14 protein-coding genes are annotated in these 16,407 nt (G+C 58.8%); 6 read left to right on the top strand and 8 right to left on the bottom strand.

What is annotated here, in order from left to right:
* Positions 1 to 21: 21 nt before the first annotated feature.
* Together ACZ5C3_RS21770 and ACZ5C3_RS21765 are read left to right on the top strand one after the other, a co-directional pair.
* Complete coding sequence (locus tag ACZ5C3_RS21770; RefSeq protein ID WP_464032945.1) at positions 22 to 1,266, top strand: AAA family ATPase; 1,245 nt, start codon at positions 22 to 24, stop codon at positions 1,264 to 1,266.
* Between the two features lie 29 nt (positions 1,267 to 1,295).
* A complete protein-coding gene (locus ACZ5C3_RS21765) occupies positions 1,296 to 1,820 on the top strand; it encodes a hypothetical protein (RefSeq protein WP_464032943.1) in 525 nt (174 codons plus the stop codon).
* A 24-nt stretch (positions 1,821 to 1,844) separates the two neighbouring features.
* On the opposite strand, the gene ACZ5C3_RS21760 is transcribed toward ACZ5C3_RS21765, so the two are convergent.
* Entirely contained in the window at positions 1,845 to 2,702 is an 858-nt protein-coding gene (locus ACZ5C3_RS21760; RefSeq protein WP_464044270.1) for a hypothetical protein, read from the bottom strand.
* Between the two features lie 451 nt (positions 2,703 to 3,153).
* On the opposite strand from ACZ5C3_RS21760, the gene ACZ5C3_RS21755 reads away from it, so the two are divergent.
* Complete coding sequence (locus tag ACZ5C3_RS21755; RefSeq protein WP_464044269.1) at positions 3,154 to 4,230, top strand: carboxylesterase family protein; 1,077 nt, start codon at positions 3,154 to 3,156, stop codon at positions 4,228 to 4,230.
* 28 nt (positions 4,231 to 4,258) lie between these two features.
* Here the strand turns inward: ACZ5C3_RS21755 and ACZ5C3_RS21750 are convergent, their stop codons facing one another.
* The 7 genes from ACZ5C3_RS21750 to ACZ5C3_RS21720 are packed head-to-tail and all read right to left on the bottom strand — an operon-like array spanning position 4,259 to position 12,488.
* On the bottom strand, positions 4,259 to 5,299 hold the full coding sequence (locus ACZ5C3_RS21750; RefSeq protein WP_464032939.1) for an ABC transporter ATP-binding protein: 1,041 nt from the start codon (positions 5,297 to 5,299) through the stop codon (positions 4,259 to 4,261).
* A complete protein-coding gene (locus ACZ5C3_RS21745; RefSeq protein WP_464032937.1) occupies positions 5,296 to 6,291 on the bottom strand; it encodes an ABC transporter ATP-binding protein in 996 nt (331 codons plus the stop codon). Before ACZ5C3_RS21745 ends, ACZ5C3_RS21750 begins: the two co-directional genes overlap by 4 nt.
* Positions 6,292 to 6,294: 3 nt before the next feature.
* Positions 6,295 to 7,197 carry an ABC transporter permease gene (locus ACZ5C3_RS21740; protein ID WP_464032935.1) on the bottom strand — a complete coding sequence of 301 codons (903 nt, stop codon included), beginning with the start codon at positions 7,195 to 7,197 and terminating at the stop codon, positions 6,295 to 6,297.
* Positions 7,194 to 8,174 (bottom strand): ABC transporter permease, encoded by a 981-nt coding sequence (locus tag ACZ5C3_RS21735; protein ID WP_464032933.1) that lies wholly within the window; start codon positions 8,172 to 8,174, stop codon positions 7,194 to 7,196. Before ACZ5C3_RS21735 ends, ACZ5C3_RS21740 begins: the two co-directional genes overlap by 4 nt.
* Before the next feature lie 33 nt (positions 8,175 to 8,207).
* A complete protein-coding gene (locus ACZ5C3_RS21730) occupies positions 8,208 to 9,836 on the bottom strand; it encodes an ABC transporter substrate-binding protein (protein ID WP_464044268.1) in 1,629 nt (542 codons plus the stop codon).
* A 16-nt stretch (positions 9,837 to 9,852) separates the two neighbouring features.
* Positions 9,853 to 10,845: a CobW family GTP-binding protein gene (locus tag ACZ5C3_RS21725; protein ID WP_464032929.1), complete on the bottom strand. Its 993-nt coding sequence runs from the start codon at positions 10,843 to 10,845 to the stop codon at positions 9,853 to 9,855.
* Complete coding sequence (locus tag ACZ5C3_RS21720) at positions 10,842 to 12,488, bottom strand: amidohydrolase (RefSeq protein ID WP_464044267.1); 1,647 nt, start codon at positions 12,486 to 12,488, stop codon at positions 10,842 to 10,844. The genes ACZ5C3_RS21725 and ACZ5C3_RS21720 overlap by 4 nt, the downstream gene beginning before the upstream one ends.
* Positions 12,489 to 12,713: 225 nt before the next feature.
* Here ACZ5C3_RS21720 and pdxR point away from each other — a divergent pair, with 225 nt between their 5' ends.
* The 3 genes from pdxR to ACZ5C3_RS21705 all read left to right on the top strand — a co-directional run bounded on the left by pdxR (position 12,714) and on the right by ACZ5C3_RS21705 (position 16,248).
* The gene (gene pdxR, locus ACZ5C3_RS21715) at positions 12,714 to 14,231 is read left to right on the top strand and encodes a MocR-like pyridoxine biosynthesis transcription factor PdxR (RefSeq protein ID WP_464038398.1); all 1,518 of its coding nucleotides are present in this window, start codon (positions 12,714 to 12,716) and stop codon (positions 14,229 to 14,231) included.
* A gap of 218 nt (positions 14,232 to 14,449) precedes the next feature.
* Positions 14,450 to 14,860, top strand: a complete 411-nt coding sequence (locus tag ACZ5C3_RS21710) for a nuclear transport factor 2 family protein (RefSeq protein ID WP_464032925.1) — start codon at positions 14,450 to 14,452, stop codon at positions 14,858 to 14,860.
* A 14-nt stretch (positions 14,861 to 14,874) separates the two neighbouring features.
* A complete protein-coding gene (locus ACZ5C3_RS21705; protein ID WP_464032923.1) occupies positions 14,875 to 16,248 on the top strand; it encodes an NAD(P)/FAD-dependent oxidoreductase in 1,374 nt (457 codons plus the stop codon).
* Positions 16,249 to 16,407: the final 159 nt, after the last annotated feature.

The raw sequence follows: 16,407 nt of genomic DNA, 5'->3' as shown, positions 1-16,407 counted from the left end.
CCTATTCGCTGTTGATCGGCCATGGACTCACTTCTGGATAAGCTAACCCGCTATCTACCGGTGTTGCTGCTGATCTTAGCCGTTGGCACGGTTGCTCAGATCGCTCTTCAATTTGGACATTTTCTCTTCTCGGCAGAACTAGGCGCTTGGGTCGGCAGGCACGCAAGCGCAATATTTTGGGTTGGAGGCACTCTTTGCGCGCTAGCCTGGCTGGGAGTTCTCCTCGCATATCTTCGATATACAAGCCGTCTGCCCAAGCGGCTCGCCAAATGGAAAACGCTCATGGACATTCTTGATCGGCTCACCAATAGGCAAGAACTCGAACGTCGAATGCATCGAGAAGAGCATGCGGTCTTTATTGACGCTGAGATGCTCGCTGAGATCCTGAAGAGTCGAGTGGTAGGCCAAGATCGCGTTTGTACCGAGCTGGCCAGTCAAATACGGCGGCGTCTCGCTTTAGAGCACCGCGGCAGGCCGGTTGGTGTCTTTCTCTTTGCTGGCCCACCAGGCTCCGGGAAGACATATCTTGGTAAAGTGCTTTCCCAAGCAATCGGCAGAAAGCTCTTACATTTCGATATGACGCAGTTCTCGGGTGGTTCGTTTGCTTCGTCCTCGCTGTTTGGAGCAGCTAAGGGATATGTCGGCTCCACAAGTTATGGCAAGCTGACAGCAGGTTTGCGCGATACGCCTGACGCAGTCGTTCTTTTGGATGAATTCGAAAAAGCCCATCCTGATGTCCATAAGAATTTTCTTACAGCTTGGAACGATGGCTTTGTAACCGAGCAATCCGACGGCAAGCAAATATCGACGACTCGCGCACTGTTCGTCTTAACCACGAATGCTGCTGTGGATGCATTAGCTGACCTAAGTAAGCGCTATGCTGACAACCCTGATGAATTGCGGAGGACCTCTGACGGTGTTTTGCGCGCCAGCGGTTTTGCGCCAGAGGTTTTAAACCGCATCGATCGTATTTTTGTTTTTGAGCCTTTGGCCGGTCTCGATGTGGCACGCGTCGCAGCTCTTGAAATTGAAAGTATGATTCAAGGATATGGTCTTGAAATTGAAGAGGGGGGTATCAATCCTCAGATATTGCTCGAACTTGTCGATCGACAGCGCAAGTTGGGCTATGCGGCTTCCGCACGCGACTTGGTAAGGGCGATCGAGGAGGTCATTGCCGACTCGTTGATTGAGGCCAAGCGCGGAGGCGCAACACGCGTAGCTCTGGCCGAGAGCCAGGGCGCCGTGTGGGCAGAGATCGTGCAGTGACTAGCTGACTGCTAAAGGGAGTGGACAGGATGCGGGAACAGGAATTGATGCCGCTATCGGCGCCACAGCCATCCCCGGCATCGCAGCCCGAAGAGACCTTTAGCATCTGGCGAGACGCGCCGGCCTGGCGGAATCTGACGTTAGCTGCGATCGGCTTGTCGACGGCGCTCTTGCTATTATCAGTGTCGAAACCTGCTGAAGCTCCTGATCAGGCTCAGCAGATCGCGGCGTGTCACGGAAATCCAATCAGCTTTTCAGGCCTCTCGGGCAGTGGACGTGTCGTTGGTTTCCTGTCCTCGGATCAATCATCAAAATTACTGCAGTATACTCAGTTCTCATCACATATGGCGATCAACCCCGATTATCTCGCCAATGCCAGAAGTCTCGTTCATCTGGATGGAAGTCCCGAGGGATCACGCAGTGTCTATCTGGTTCCGAATGGAGTGACTGTCGCGTTGGGCGATCATGTCCAGGTTGCAGGAGGGCATGTCGATCCCAGCCTGCCTTGCCATTATATACCGAACCTCGTTACGAAGCTCGATGCTCAGCATTGAGCAGACTGTTTTGCGACGACCAGTCTAATTATCGCGCCGCTTAACGCTGATGGAGTGATGTTCTCCATCATACAGAACGGCATATGAGTAAAAGGGCGCAATGCCTTGTCTGGCGCCGCTATCGAGATGCATTGTTGGACAAAGCGCTTGCTGCTCCAGCGGCTGGTCCAGGCAGCTCGGAATTTCAGCATCTTTAACTTGAGCAGGGATTCCTGTTGGGCCTCTGTCAGAGGTTCTCAAATAGACCGGATGAAAGCCGGCCATCTCGGTTGCATCGGGATTGATAATGAGTCTTCCGTTCTCCGATGAATTGGGTCTGGGAAGCATAACGATCCATCTCTTATTTTCAAATCTAAGGAGAGGATTGATCGCTGCGTCTGGGGTGGCGGGAGAGCGCAAGGATAGTCCTAAGATCGCGTTGTATCCTTCGTGCGGTAGGCCGTCGCCGCCAATACCATAGGCATCTGGAGTGACCTTGGATGCCGGGCAATGAGGCGCCGTTTCCCTGCATGATACTGATTGCACAATTTGGATGTTGGTAAGCCCCGGCAGATTGAGTGGGCCGATTGTCACCGCGGCCGTCGCCAAAGGGCCGTTCAATACCACGCCGCTGCCGAAACCGTAGTTTCTGAGAATTCCAGTGTCCTTGTATTGGGCCGGGTTCAGTGCACGCGCCAGAACACGGAGTCCGAATGACCCCGTGTCGACCATCGCGTCAATCGGGGCTCCGTTGCCGACACGAATAGCGGTCGTAAAACGAATCTCGCCATTCGACAGTCGATGCTGGAGGATCGGAATTTCAATCCTTGTTGCAGCAAACGAAGGTCCATTGAGGATTGCCGCGAGTAGTAGCGATAGAAACGTTCTTAGTATCGAAGTCATGGAGAACAATCACAACTGCCGGGGATGATCGCGGAGGCTTGGAGATATTCTGAGTGATAGCGGCACCGGGACGATGCGCGCCGGATTTGCCTCGGATTTTAGGAGGGATGGTGGGCTGGCGCTTTTGATATTCGACCTTGCTTCTCACTTTGTGCGGATTCTGCTTGAGCAGGGCACTTAGAAAGTGTTGATCCCGAACGGGGAAGCCCTGAGATGAAGTGAGACTGCGTCATGATCGCCCGCCTGTGATGCGATTGTATTGCGATACGATGCATTCCAGAAATGCTGAGATCAAGCCCTGACAAACGCCCGTTATGGAATGATTGATCGCGAACGCGTGATCGAGTGAACGGGAACGGAGTTTCCCAAAGTCATAACGGCCAGCCGGAACCCGCTTGCAAGCGTACGGCCCGGGCCTGTAGCTTCGCCTTGTTGGCGGAGTGCCCATCTCATGACGTCTGAATCCGAAGCCATCGTTCCGCCGTTGCTGAAAGCGCTTGATGCGCTCGGATTCACTACGCGGTTTCTCGATCCGTCCGAATTCGGCGGCGTCATGGCCGCCGTCGGCATGCCGGACGAGACGTTGCGCGTCGCACTTTCAGACTTGAACAAGACGTCTCACGCGCCTGACAGCGACGGCAACCGGCTTAAGCTCGCGAGCGAGCAGGTGCTATTGGCTTTCGACGGATTGCGCATCGCGCTCGATGAAGGTGATTTTCGCGCCGTGTTTCGTGCCTTGCGTCACGTGCCACGCGCGCAGGACGCACTCTATCCGCTCGCCGCGACAATGCCTGCCGTGAACAGGTTCTTCCTTGATCCTTCCGTGCGCGACGACGATGCCGTTCAAACGCGTTGTATGACCGCTGCTCGAAGCGGGGAAACCGGCGTCATCCACGTCCAGAACACGTTTGCCGATCGTGGCGGTTATTCGATCTATGTCCCGGAAACCTACACGCCGGATCGTTCATGGCCGCTGGTGATGGCGCTGCATGGGGGCAGCGGGCACGGACGCGGCTTCCTGTGGAGCTGGCTGCGCGATGCAAGGAGTTTCGGCGCCATTGTGATTGCGCCGACCGCCATTGGCGGCACATGGGCGTTGATGGGAAATGACGTCGATACGCCGAATCTGGCGCGCATCCTTGCATCCGCACGCGAGCGCTGGAATATCGATCCGCGACGACTGCTGATGACGGGCATGAGCGATGGGGGCACATTCTGCTATGTGAGCGGACTGGACTCAGAATCTCCGTTCACGCATCTGGGACCGGTATCGGCCACCTTCCACCCGATGCTGGCTGAGAAGGCCGATGGTGATCGGTTGCTCGGGTTGCCGATGTATTTGGTCCACGGCGCGCTCGACTGGATGTTTCCGGTCGAAGTGGCGCGCCAAGCTCAACAGATGTTATCGCAAGCCGGAGCGAAGGTGACCTATCGGGAGATAGGTGATCTTGCCCATACCTATCCGCGCGAGATCAATGCGTCGATGCTGGCATGGCTTACGGAGACGACAGCGTCTGCGCGGCGGTAACGAACAGGCCAACCGACAGGCAAAAGTCTCACGATGATGCAAAATCCAGCGGGGCAAGCTCGCTGGCCCTGTGGCAGGCGACGAAGTGTTGTTCTGCGTGGGTTTGCAGCATTGGTAGCTCACTGCGGCATCGTTCGACGGCAAACGGACAGCGCTTGGCAAAACGGCAGCCGGGTGGCGGATCGACCGGGCTCGGTGGGTCGCCCTTGACCAGATAATCCCGTTTCAGACGATCCCGTAGTGGCCCGGGCGGCGCGGCCGCTGCAATCAGCGACCAGCTATAGGGATGTGATGGCGCCGAGAAGAATACTTCGGCAGGTGCCTGTTCAACGATCTTGCCGAGATACATCACTGCGATCTCGTCGCAGAAATGCTGGATCACGCCGAGATCGTGCGAGATGAAAATGTAAGTGAGCCCGCGCTCGCGTTGCAGTTTCTTCAATAGGTTCAGGATCTGCGCCTGTATGGCAACGTCCAACGCCGACACGGCTTCGTCGCAGACGATCAGGTCCGGTTCCGGCGCAAGTGCGCGCGCAATGCAGAGACGTTGGCGCTGGCCGCCGGAGAATTGATGTGGGAAGAGATCGGCGGCCTGCGGCGGGAGGCCAACTTCCGAAAGCAATTGCAGCACACGGGCTTCTCGTTCGTGCGGCGAGCCGATTCCAAGCAGATCGAGCGGTTCGCGGATGAGCTCGGCAGCACGGCGCCGCGGGTCAAGGGCGGAAAATGGATCCTGAAACACGATCTGAAATTTGCTTCGCGCGCGGCGTAGCTTTTCGCCATGGTAGTCTGCGATGTTCTCGCCGCCGAACACGATTTGGCCTGACGTCATCGGGATTAGGCGCATTATAGCCTGGGCGGTGGTTGATTTTCCCGAGCCGCTTTCGCCAACGATGCCGAACGTCGTGCCGCGCCGGACCTGAAAACTCACGCCATCGACCGCATGAACTTTCGATGGTGCATTGAACAAACCGCGCCGTCCTACGGGGAAATGCACCACGAGATCGTGCACGTCGAGCAGGACGTCGCTCGCCTTTGATTGAACAAATGCGTTCAGACCGTCACTCACGGCGCGATCTCCTGGTGTCGCCAGCACGACACTGCGGCAGCGGCGTCGACGCGATCAAGCGGAGGCTGTGGTTGCGAACGGCAAACCTCGCCGGCAAAAGCGCATCGTGGCAGGAAGGCGCAATCAGGTCCTCGTGCACCGAGCGGCGGCACCATTCCGGGAATTTCATCGAGGATGGCTGGGCCGTGTCCGTTCGCGCGGCCAAGCCGCAGATGGGGCACGCAGGCCATCAGGCCTCGTGTGTAGGGATGGCGCGCATGAGAAATGACTTCGTGCGCAACTCCTTGCTCGATGCACCGGCCGGCATAGAGCACGGCGACGTCATCGGCGAGCTCCGAGACGGCACCGAGATCATGGGTGATCAGCACGATGGCGGTTTCGGTCTCGTCCTGCAGCTCGCTGAGGAGATCGAAGATCTGCGCCTGCACGGTGACATCGAGGGCCGTGGTTGGTTCGTCGGCGATTAACAGCTTTGGCTTGCACGCAAGCGCCATCGCGATCATCACGCGTTGCCGCATGCCGCCTGACAATTGATGCGGATAGGCATTGACGCGCTGCTCGGCAGCCGGAATCTGCACCGCCTTGAGAAAACTGATGGCCTGTTCGGTTGCATCGCGACGGCTCAGCTTGCGGTGCTGACGCAAGACTTCGCCGATCTGGTCGCCGATCGTATAAAGAGGGTTGAGCGCGGTCATCGGCTCCTGGAAGATCATCGACATCTCGTTGCCGCGCAAGTTGCGCAGCTCTTTGGACGAGGCAGACAACACGTCCTTGCCGTCGAGCCGGATGCTGCCGGAGTTCACCTGAAACCCCTCAGGCAGCAGCTGCATGATCGCAAGTGCTGTCATGCTCTTGCCGCAGCCGGATTCTCCGACCAGGGCCATCGTCTTGCCCCGTGCAACATCGAAGGACAGGTTTTCCAGGACGGGTATGCCACCATCGGCACCGATGATCGAGACGCTGAGATTCTGAACCGAGAGGACAGCCGTCATCGTTCAGCCTCGCTTTCGCAGGCGCGGATTGATGGCATCGTTGATGCCGTCGCCAATCAGGCTGATGGCAAGCACAGCGATGAAGATCGCGGCGCCCGGAAAGGTCACTGCCCACCACGCGTCGAGAACGTAGTTGCGGTTCTGTCCGAGCATCAACCCCCAGCTCATGGTGTTAGGATCGCCAAGCCCGAGGAAGCTCAGGCCGCCCTCGAACAGGATCGCAACGCCGATGGCGAGCGTGGCCGAAACGATGATCGGTGGCAGCGCATTCGGCAGAATGACGCGCAGGATCAGATGGCCGTTTCCGGCACCGGCTGCGCGCGAGGCCTTGACGAAATCGAGATTGCGCAGGCGCAGGAATTCCGCGCGAGTCAATCGCGCCGCCGACGGCCAACTGACGACGCCGATGGCAATCGTTATCGTGGTGAGCGTCTGTCCGAACAGCGTGACCAGCACCATTGCGAACAGCAGCGGAGGCAGGATCTGAAAGAATTCAGTGATCTTCGTGAGCGCCGTATCGATCGGGCCGCCGAAGAAGCCGGCGAGCGAACCGATCGTGACACCGATCACGACGGTGATCACCGCCGCGACACCGCCGACCGTCAGCGTCGCTCGACCGCCGCTGATCAGGCCCGCAAGGATATCGCGCCCAAGGTAGTCGGTGCCGAGCAAGGTGTCTTCGCCAGGTGGCGTGAAAGGGGCTGAGACAATGTCGAGCGGATCGATCGCATAGATGTGTGCGCCGAATACGGTGAACAAGATAAGAATTAGCAGCACGATTGCGCCGATGACGCCGGATGGGCTGCGGGCGAATTGGCGTAGCGCTACGATCGACGGCGATGCTGCGGCGCGTGCAGGAAGGGCCGCTTTGTCTGTCTTGACCATGGTGTTCTCGATGGCCGTCATCGTGCCCCCGATCGGATACGCGGATCGACCAGGCGATAGACCAGATCGGTGAGAATATTGGCGGCCATCACGAGCACGGCGGAGAAGAACAAGACCGCAAGCAAGGTCGGATAATCGCGGCGCAGAATGGACTCGAACACCAAGCGACCCAAGCCGGGCCAGCTGAACACGGTCTCGACCAGGACTGCACCGGCGAACAGATGACCAAACTGCAAGCCGGCCACGGTGACGATCGGGATCAAAGTGTTTCGCAGTGCATGCTTGCCGATCACGATGATCTCCGGCAGGCCTTTGGCGTGCGCCGTGCGGACGTAGTCCGCGGTCAGCGCATCGATCATGTTGACGCGGGCAAGCCGGCTATATTGCGCGATATAGACCAGTGCGAGCGTGGTTGCCGGCAGAACGAGGTGCCGCAGTACGTCGAGAACATGCGCAAACCCGGTCGTCGGGCGCGCAACATCGGTCATCCCTGTGACAGGCAGGATTGGCCACACCGATCCGAACAGCAGCAGCAACATCAGGCCGGTCCAGAACACCGGCGCCGCATAACCAGCAAGCGACAACACCGTTACGCTTTGGCTGAACAATCCGTTCGGCTTGCGGGCGCTAATAACACCGAGCAGTGTCCCGATCAAAACGGAAATCGTCAGGGCCGATAGCACGAGGTAGAGCGTTGCAGGAATCCGCTGGGCAATCAGCCCGAGCACGGGCTCGTTGAAATAGTAAGAATAGCCGAAGTCGCCGGTCGCGACCTTACCGAGATAGGTGAAGAGCTGTTCAATCAGGCTCTTGTCGAGACCGTATTTCACGCGCAGAGCGGCCATCACGTCGGCCGATGCGCCGCCCATTTCACCGGCGATCACCATGGCGGGATCACCAGGCGCGGCATGGATCAGACAAAAATTGAGGACCAGCACGGCGAGCAGGAGGCCAATTGCATTGGCCACCTGACGCAGGACGTGAAGAACGAGGTTCATGCTGCCGGCTTACCCGAATAGCGCCGAAGACCCTTAGGTCTTTGGCGGAGTTTCCCAATACAGTTCGTCGAGCGGCGACATCATGCCCCAGATCGACGTCGGCAGACCGCTCAGACCTTTGCTGAACACGTTGCGATATGGCAATGCGTTGATGAAATAGATCGGCGCATCGGACACGACGATCTTTTGGAACTCTGAATAGAGCGCTTTCCGCTTGTCGGGCGATGTTTCCTCGGCAGCTGCATTCAGAAGTTCGTCGACCTTCGGGTTGCTATACTGCTGGGTATTGGACCAGATGACACCCTTGTGGATGTTGCTGGTCAGATAGGTTCGATTGACACCAATGACGGGGTCGCCCCAGTTGAAGACAATGTCCATGGTCAAGTCGAAGTCGTAATTCGAAATGCGCTGGGCCCAGGTTGGGAAATCAGGCGCCGCGCGGACCTCGAGATTGATGCCGACCTGCTTGAGCTGTGAGCGAAGGTATTCCGCCACGTTACGTTGCTGCTCGTCTTCACCCGGAAGGTAGTCGATGGTCAGTGTCATCCGCGAGCCGTCGGCCTTCTTCGGATAGCCGGCCTCGTCGAGCAGCTTTTGAGATTTGGCAAGATCGAGCTTGTACATCTCGACGCCGGGCTCATCGAGCCGCGATCCTGGTGCGATCGGACTGGTGGCGATCGTCGCCTTGCCACCCATCAGTTTGCTGACGATGAATTCACGATTGGCCGCATAGGCGATAGCCTGGCGTACTCGTACGTCATCGAGTGGCTTCTTCTTGGTGTTGAAGGCGAGCCAGTTGAGGGGGCCCGTACCGGCGAAGCCTTTTTCGGTTACAGTCACATTCGGCATCTTTTCGAGGCGTGCGATGTCACGGGTATTCGAGACGAAGGGCAACGCGTTGACATCGCCGTTTTCGAGCGAGACCATGGCGGCCTTCGAATCCGAGACCAGCTTGACGACAATCTTGTCGAGCTTGGGCCTGTCGGGGATGAAGAACTTGTCGAACTTCTCCAACGTGTAATATTCACCCTGTTTGTATTCAGTCAGACGATAGGGACCGGAGCCGATCGGCTTCAGATTGGCCGGATGGGATTTGATATCCTGGCCGTCACCATAGATGTGCTTCGGCAGGATTGGCATCAGTGCCGGAGACATCGCCAGCAGCAGCGCCGGATGCGGATGCTTCAGGCGGATGATCGCGGTCAGCGGATCCGGTGTATCCACCGTTTCCACCGGAGCCAGCATGGTCTGGAAGGGGTGGTTCTTCTTGATGGTCATGATCGAGAAGGCGACATCTTCTGAGGTCACCGGCTTTCCGTCATGAAACACGGCGTTATCGACCAGATGCAGGGTCACGGAGAGGCCATCCGGTGCCACCTCCCAGGACTTGGCGAGATAGGGCTTCGGATTCCAGTTCTCGTCATAGCGCAACGGGCTCGCGAAGATCTGCGTGCTGGCCAGCGCCGTGGCGACACCAGATTGCACGGCACCATTGAAGTGACGCGGCACTTGCGTCGACGCGATGACCAGCGTGCCGCCATCCGCGGCAGAAGCTGATTTCGTTGTCGGGACCGCCGCACTTACGGCGAGGGTGAGGCCAAGAGCACATCGCAGAAGCGACGTTCTCAAGGATTGGGTTCGCAATGACCAAGTCGAAGACATGGAATCTGTCCTTCTCTCAGAGGGTAAGTTCGGCTTGCCCGCGGTTGAGATCCGCTATTGTCATGGGTGTTTGTGAGATCAGCGCGCGATCAAGAATGGCGTCGAGTGTATCGGCATCGGGCAAAGCATCGGTTCCGACGCCGACCAACATGATGTCATTCTGATCCGGTAATTCGTCGGGCAGGGGCGACAATGCCCAGTCCTGGCCGACCATCTGCAGCAGCGAAGCAGATGCGCCAGCAAGCCGGCACGGCCCTTTGAGGCGCAACAGTTGCGGCGGCAACGCAGACAATGCGCCTTCCAGCTTTGCAGGATCGAAAGCTCCGCTTCGTTGATAGGACCATCGGCGGAATACACGCTCATGATCTACGCGACTTCCGACTTCGGTCGCTGTGAAGCGAGACGCCGCATTGTGCTCGCCGTTCGGCAAGTCTGGCAGCGTATGTTCAGTGGTCTCGACGATTTTCATTCCCGCGCGCAAGGCAGCGATCTCAGCGCGAGCGGCTACCACTTCGGCCCGGGTGAGGAGGTCTACCTTGTTGAGCAGCACCACATTGCTGTGCATGAATTGATTGCGAACGGTGTCACCGACACGTGCGTCGGCAAGAAGCTTCGAAATGCGGGCCCCATCCGCCATGACGATCACGGCATTCAAGCGCAGGTCCGGCTCGACCAGCGCAATCTCCGCAATGCGCCAGGGATCTCCGACACCGCTGGCTTCGATGATGATGTGATGAAACGGAATCTGACTGTCGAGAATCTTGCCTAACGTTTCCAGGAAACCATCGCCGATGCTGCAGCAGACGCAGCCATTGGCCAGCGTCATCGTGGTGCCGTCGTGCCGTACGATCAGGCTAGCATCAATATTGACCGCGCCGAAGTCGTTGACCAGCACGGCGTAACGAGCGCTGCCACTGCGGAGCAGATGATTGAGAAAAGTCGTCTTGCCGGCGCCGAGAAAGCCGCCGACCACCGTCACGGGGATTTTCGCACGCGACGCCGTCGTCATGCTCGCGGCGCCTCCCGCACGTGTCCACCAACCACCGTTCCCCAGACGGCGATATCCTTGAGTTTCTCCGGCGCGACGTCCAGCGGATCCTCATCAAGGACGGCAAAGTCGGCATATTTACCGGCTTCGATACTGCCGACCATGTGATCGAGCTTCAGAGTGTAGGCTGCTCCGATGGTGACGGCGGCAAGGGCCTGTTCCACTGTGAGTGCCTCGGTCTCTTTGCCAAGCAAGCGACCACTGGATGAGACACGGTTGACGGCGCACCACGCCGTGAACAGCGGACTCAACGGAGTGACCGGCGCGTCGGAGTGAATCGCATAGGGAACCCCGATGCGTTGTGCCGTCCCGGTTGCATCAAGCCGATTCGCGCGTTCGGGTCCCATGGTCAGATTGAAGTGCGAGTCACCCCAATAGTAAAGGTGATTGGCGAACAGGTTGACGCACATGCCGAGCGCCTTCATGCGCTTGAACTGTGCAGCATCGGCCATCTGGCAATGCTGCAGTGTATGGCGGTGGTCGGGGCGTGGCATTGCTGTCTGCGCGGCTTCGACGGCATCGAGCGCCAACTCTGTCGCTTCATCACCGTTGGTGTGGATATGCAGCTGGATGCCGGCATTGTGATAGGCGGCGACGATCGACGGCAGTTCTTCAGGGGCGATATACCATAAGCCGTTGGGCGCACCATTGTGGTAGCCGGGCCAGCGCAACCGCGCAGTGAAGCCCTGGATCGAGCCGTCGACCACCAGCTTGACAATGCCGTAATGAAGCTTGTCGTTGTTGGTCGCGCGCAGCGCCTTCACTTTCTCGATTCCTTGCGCGGGCGTGTGCGACACGGACGCCATCGCCGGCACCAGCCGCACGGAAAAATCCGGGCGCCGGCTCGCGGCCTGATAGACTTCAATGGTTTGATCGGCGAGATCGTTGTGCAGGTCGGTAATCGTCGTCACGCCCTGTACGCAGGCGGATGCCGCGTAGCGGTTGACGTCCGCGACCTTCAAGTTGCCGGACAGCGGATTTCCGCCGAGCACGCGAAACACGCGGAAGCGCGCGGCAATCCCTTGAAGCTCCCCACTCGGCTCGCCATCCTCGCCGATGACGACGCCTGAAATGTTTGTCGTGCGGTCGAGTTCGGCACGTTTCAGCACGGTCGTATTAACATTGCTGATATGGAAGCTGGCATGAATGACCATAATCGGTCGCGTCAGCGAGACGCGGTCGAGATCTTGTCGGGTCAACCCTGTGCCGCCGATATGCAGTGGATCGAAGCCCCAAGCGAAGAGCGGCGCGTCGGGATCCGTCATTGCGGCTTCGGCTTCTTTCAGGCGCGCGACGATCGCTTCGATATCCGCAAGCCCTTCGACGAGCTTACCTTCCGGCGAACGGCGATCGCCGGCGCCAACGTAAGGCAGCGACCACATCATGCCTTCCATGATGTGGCTATGGCCCTCGACAAAACCGGGCAATAGCACTTTGTCCTTAAAGCGGTTGTCGATGGTGACGTCAGCCGATCCACAAATTTCGTCGAAACTGCCGACCGCAACAATACGGCCATCCCGCACTGCGACATGCGTCGCCGACGGCCGCGACGGATTCATGGTGACAATCTTGCGGGCAGAAAAGACGACCGTATTCGCAGACACTGGAATTTCCTCGGGAGTTTCTTTCATTGGAGCGTGCGGTTTCGTTATGCACCAAGCCAGCGCCAGATCATATGTACGAATGGGGCCAGCATTGCGGTGCGCTGGCACCAAGTGGCGTGACTTTTGCTTTTTCACTCGTACAGTGTTGCGGGGAGACGGATCGCGATCTGTTTCGTGAGGGATGTGCGGAGCTTGTCCATGGCGCCTCCAAGAGAGCCGATTGAAATGACCCCGGTCGAGGGACGGCCGGTTGCGTCGGGCATTAGCGACGCCTTGTTCTGGGGATCCCTGTTCCAGGGGTTGGACCGTCGTGGTCCTTTTTTGCAGTTGCAAATCCGCCAGTTGATCTGCTCCGCGATCGAGGAGGGGCGCCTGTCGCTTGGCGTGCGGATGCCATCGAGCCGCGAACTGGCGACGCTTTTGAAAGTATCCCGCAATACCGTAGTGATTGCGTATGAGCAGCTGGTCGACCAGAATTTCCTGGTCTCCCGCGAACGCAGTGGTTTCTACGTGGCGGGCTTGCCTAAACATCTGGGCACGCAGCGTGATGTTCGCCCGGCGCCGGATGACATTGGCGCGTCCCGTTGGATGGAACGCTTCGCCGTCAAGCCATCTGAGAACCGCAATATCGTTAAGCCGCTCAACTGGCAGGACTATCCGTATCCGTTCATTTTCGGGCAGTTCGATCCGACCCTGTTCCCGACCAACGACTGGCGCGAAAGTGCACGGGCCGCGCTGAGCGTTCCAGAAATCAACAATTGGGCGCGCGATCTCATCGACGAGGATGATCCGGCTTTGATCGAACAGCTTCGGCTGCAGGTTTTGCCGCGCCGCGGCATTCGCGCGCGGTCAGACGAGATCATGATGACGATTGGTGCACAGCATGCGCTTTATTTGATCGCTCGGTTGTTCATCAAGCCGGAGACCCGGGTTGGTATGGAAGATCCAGGTTATCCCGATGCCCGCAACATCTTCGGCATGCTGACAGATAAGATTGTACCTCTCGCCGTGGATGACGACGGCATGGTGCCGGATGCTGATTTCGAGAGCTGCAATATCGCTTATGTGACTGCCGGCCATCAATGTCCGACAACTGCCGTCATGCCGCAGTCGCGTCGACTGGAGCTTTTGCGCAAGGCGCAGGAGCGCGACATCGTGCTGATCGAGGATGATTACGAGAGCGAGCTGATTTCTGAGGGGGCCGCGTTGCCGCCTCTTATGAGCATCGATCGTAACGATCGCGTGCTCTACGTCGGCAGTCTTTCCAAGGCGCTCGCGCCCGGATTGCGGTTAGGTTACGTCGTGGCACCGGCGCCGGTCATTCGCGAGTTAAGAGCCCTGCGGCGGCTGATGTTGCGGCATCCACCACTGAACAACCAGCGCGTGGCAGCGCTGTTCATCGGCCTTGGTCATTATCGCTCGCATCTGCAGCGCGTCTCGCGCGTGCTGCTGGAGCGTGCCCGCATTCTCGATCAACTGCTGCCGATGAATTTCGGCAACTGCACTTATGCGCGCGGCGTTGGCAGCACCAGTTATTGGGTGACATGTCCGCCCGGATGTGACGCAACCGAACTGGCGACGGCTGCACGTGCCGAAGGTGTGGTGATTGAGCCAGGCGACGTCTTCTCGATGACCAAGGGCACCCATGCGGAGTGCTTCCGCCTTGGCTTCTCCTCGATCCGCAACGACCGGATCATGCCAGGTATCGAGCGCTTGGGACGTCTGATTGCCTCGATGAGCTAAGTTAGGCGCGGGTCAGTCGCCCAATCTCAATTCACGTCGCAGCGCGACACCGACATATTATTAAGTCATCCGACGAAGCGATGGACGTTGTCCGGCCCCTTCTGGCCGGGTGGTTGGCCGAAACTGGCCCTAATCGCATAGCCCGCTCGCTGGCACTTTCATGATCAATATTGGCGCGGTGTGCCAATTTTCGCGTCAACGATCGAGAGAGCCTTGCCATGTCCGAGCAGACCCGACGCCAACAGCTTCTTGTGACGCTGTTCGAGGCCTTTAACCGCCACGATGCGAATGGGGTGATGGCCTGTATGGCCGATGACATCGTGTTCGATGCCGCGGCCGGTCCGGAGATGTTCGGCCGCCGCATCGTCGGCACCGTAGACGTCAGGGCAGCCTTCGAGAAGGTCTGGACCGACATGCCCGATGTCAGCTGGACGTGCACGGCGCATCATGTGTTCGGCGATCGTGGTCTGTCGGAATGGATCTTCCGTGGCACGACAGCCAGCGGCATCCGTATCGAAGCTGAAGGCTGCGATCTCTTCACGTTTTCCGGCGACAAGCTTTCGCGCAAGAGTGCCTTTCGCAAAGATCGCCCGCCATTGCCAGCGCGTGAAGCAAAGGCGGCTTCATGACGGAGGCTCCCCGCATGGCGATCGCACCCTACGATCAGCATTATGATCCGCTGGTGTCGCCCGGGCCGGGCACCAACCGCGAATACGCGCCGACCTATTGGGCTGCGACCGCAGGACCACCACCGCAGGACGACGGTCCGATCACCGGTGATGTCGATGCCGATGTCGCGATCATTGGATCAGGTTACACGGGGCTCGCTTGCGCAATCTTTCTCGCGAGCGAATTCGGCATCAAGGCTGTCGTGCTGGAAGCCAATCGCGTCGCCTGGGGATGCAGCACGCGCAATGGCGGGCAGGGCCAGAATGCCGCGGGCCGGCTGTCGCGTTCGCAATGGATCGCGCGCTGGGGCCGCGATGTCGCGCTGCGCCTGCATGCCGAAATCCAGGAAGGTTTTGAGACCTTTGAGCAGCTGATCAGCAGCGGCAATATCGATTGTGAACCGCAGCGTGGAGGTCATCTTTATATCGCGCACCGTCAGCGCATGTTCGAGAAGATCGCAGCGGAATCGAAGGTGCAGAACGACGTGTTCGGCTACAAGACACGCGTTCTGTCCGCCGAGGAAGTGCGTCGCGACTACGTAAGAGACGAGGAGACGGTGGGGGCCGTGCACGAGCCGCTCGGCACCGGCGTCCATCCGGCGAAGCTTGCTTTCGGTTATCTGCGGATGGCTCGTGAGCTTGGTGCCAAGGTACATCCGGGAAGTCCGGTGCTGGAGATCACGACACGGGGCGGCGTGCATCATCTGCGCACACCCGGCGGCACGGTCCGCGCGCGCGCTGTCGGGATTGCCACCGGCGCCTATACATCCCTCGGCCTCACGCCGATCTTGCAGGGCCGCTGCATGCCGATCCTCTCCAATTCAGTGGTGACTCGGCCACTGACCGATGCCGAACTCGACGCGACCGGCTTCCGCACCACGGAAGTCATCACGGATACGCGTACGCTGCGCTTCTACTATCGGCGGTTGCCGGACAACCGTGTGCAGATCGGCAGCCGCAGCGCCATCACGGGCTCAGATGCCGCTCATCCACGTCACTTGCAGCTTCTGATCGAAGGGCTCCATCGCAAGTTCCCGCCGCTTAAGGGAATTCAGATCGACTATTCGTGGTGGGGCTGGGTTGATGTCAGCCATGACATGATGCCGCGCATTTTCCGGCCCGATCCAACGCAGACCCTGTTCTATGCACTTGGTTACGGTGGCAATGGCGTGTCCTATTCGGCGCAGGCCGGTCGCCGCATGGCGGAGATGATCGCCGGCCGAAGCTTCAAGGGACAGGACCTGCCGATCTTCATCTCGCCGTTACCGACCCATCCCTTCGCACCGTTCCGCCGCATCGGGCAGCGCATGCTCTATCGGATCTATCAAGCGCGCGATGAGGCGGCGTAGGTCAGGGATTGATTGATCGATTGTTTAATAGCCTCGGCACCCGCGGTGTTTGACAGGTAAAGAGAAGACGTCCGCCTCTACGCGAGGAGGCGACGCGATCGTCGCGAGGGCACGTTGTGCGCGCGATTGAAAACGCATCGGCGCAGCGGACGCCGGCCC

The sequence above is a fragment of the Afipia dichlorophenoxyacetatis genome (genome assembly GCF_055386385.1).
The sequence above is the reverse complement of the archived record's forward strand: the minus strand, read 5'-3'. Positions and strand labels throughout refer to the sequence as shown.

Coding starts and splice junctions, on each gene's coding strand:
- ACZ5C3_RS21730 (WP_464044268.1), bottom strand. CDS start 9,836: ATGTCTTCGACTTGGTCATTGCGAACCCAATCCTTGAGAACGTCGCTT.
- ACZ5C3_RS21735 (WP_464032933.1), bottom strand. CDS start 8,174: ATGAACCTCGTTCTTCACGTCCTGCGTCAGGTGGCCAATGCAATTGGC.
- ACZ5C3_RS21760 (WP_464044270.1), bottom strand. CDS start 2,702: ATGACTTCGATACTAAGAACGTTTCTATCGCTACTACTCGCGGCAATC.
- ACZ5C3_RS21725 (WP_464032929.1), bottom strand. CDS start 10,845: ATGACGACGGCGTCGCGTGCGAAAATCCCCGTGACGGTGGTCGGCGGC.
- ACZ5C3_RS21765 (WP_464032943.1), top strand. CDS start 1,296: ATGCGGGAACAGGAATTGATGCCGCTATCGGCGCCACAGCCATCCCCG.
- ACZ5C3_RS21705 (WP_464032923.1), top strand. CDS start 14,875: ATGGCGATCGCACCCTACGATCAGCATTATGATCCGCTGGTGTCGCCC.
- ACZ5C3_RS21770 (WP_464032945.1), top strand. CDS start 22: ATGGACTCACTTCTGGATAAGCTAACCCGCTATCTACCGGTGTTGCTG.
- ACZ5C3_RS21710 (WP_464032925.1), top strand. CDS start 14,450: ATGTCCGAGCAGACCCGACGCCAACAGCTTCTTGTGACGCTGTTCGAG.
- ACZ5C3_RS21740 (WP_464032935.1), bottom strand. CDS start 7,197: ATGACGGCCATCGAGAACACCATGGTCAAGACAGACAAAGCGGCCCTT.
- ACZ5C3_RS21745 (WP_464032937.1), bottom strand. CDS start 6,291: ATGACGGCTGTCCTCTCGGTTCAGAATCTCAGCGTCTCGATCATCGGT.
- pdxR (WP_464038398.1), top strand. CDS start 12,714: ATGACCCCGGTCGAGGGACGGCCGGTTGCGTCGGGCATTAGCGACGCC.
- ACZ5C3_RS21755 (WP_464044269.1), top strand. CDS start 3,154: ATGACGTCTGAATCCGAAGCCATCGTTCCGCCGTTGCTGAAAGCGCTT.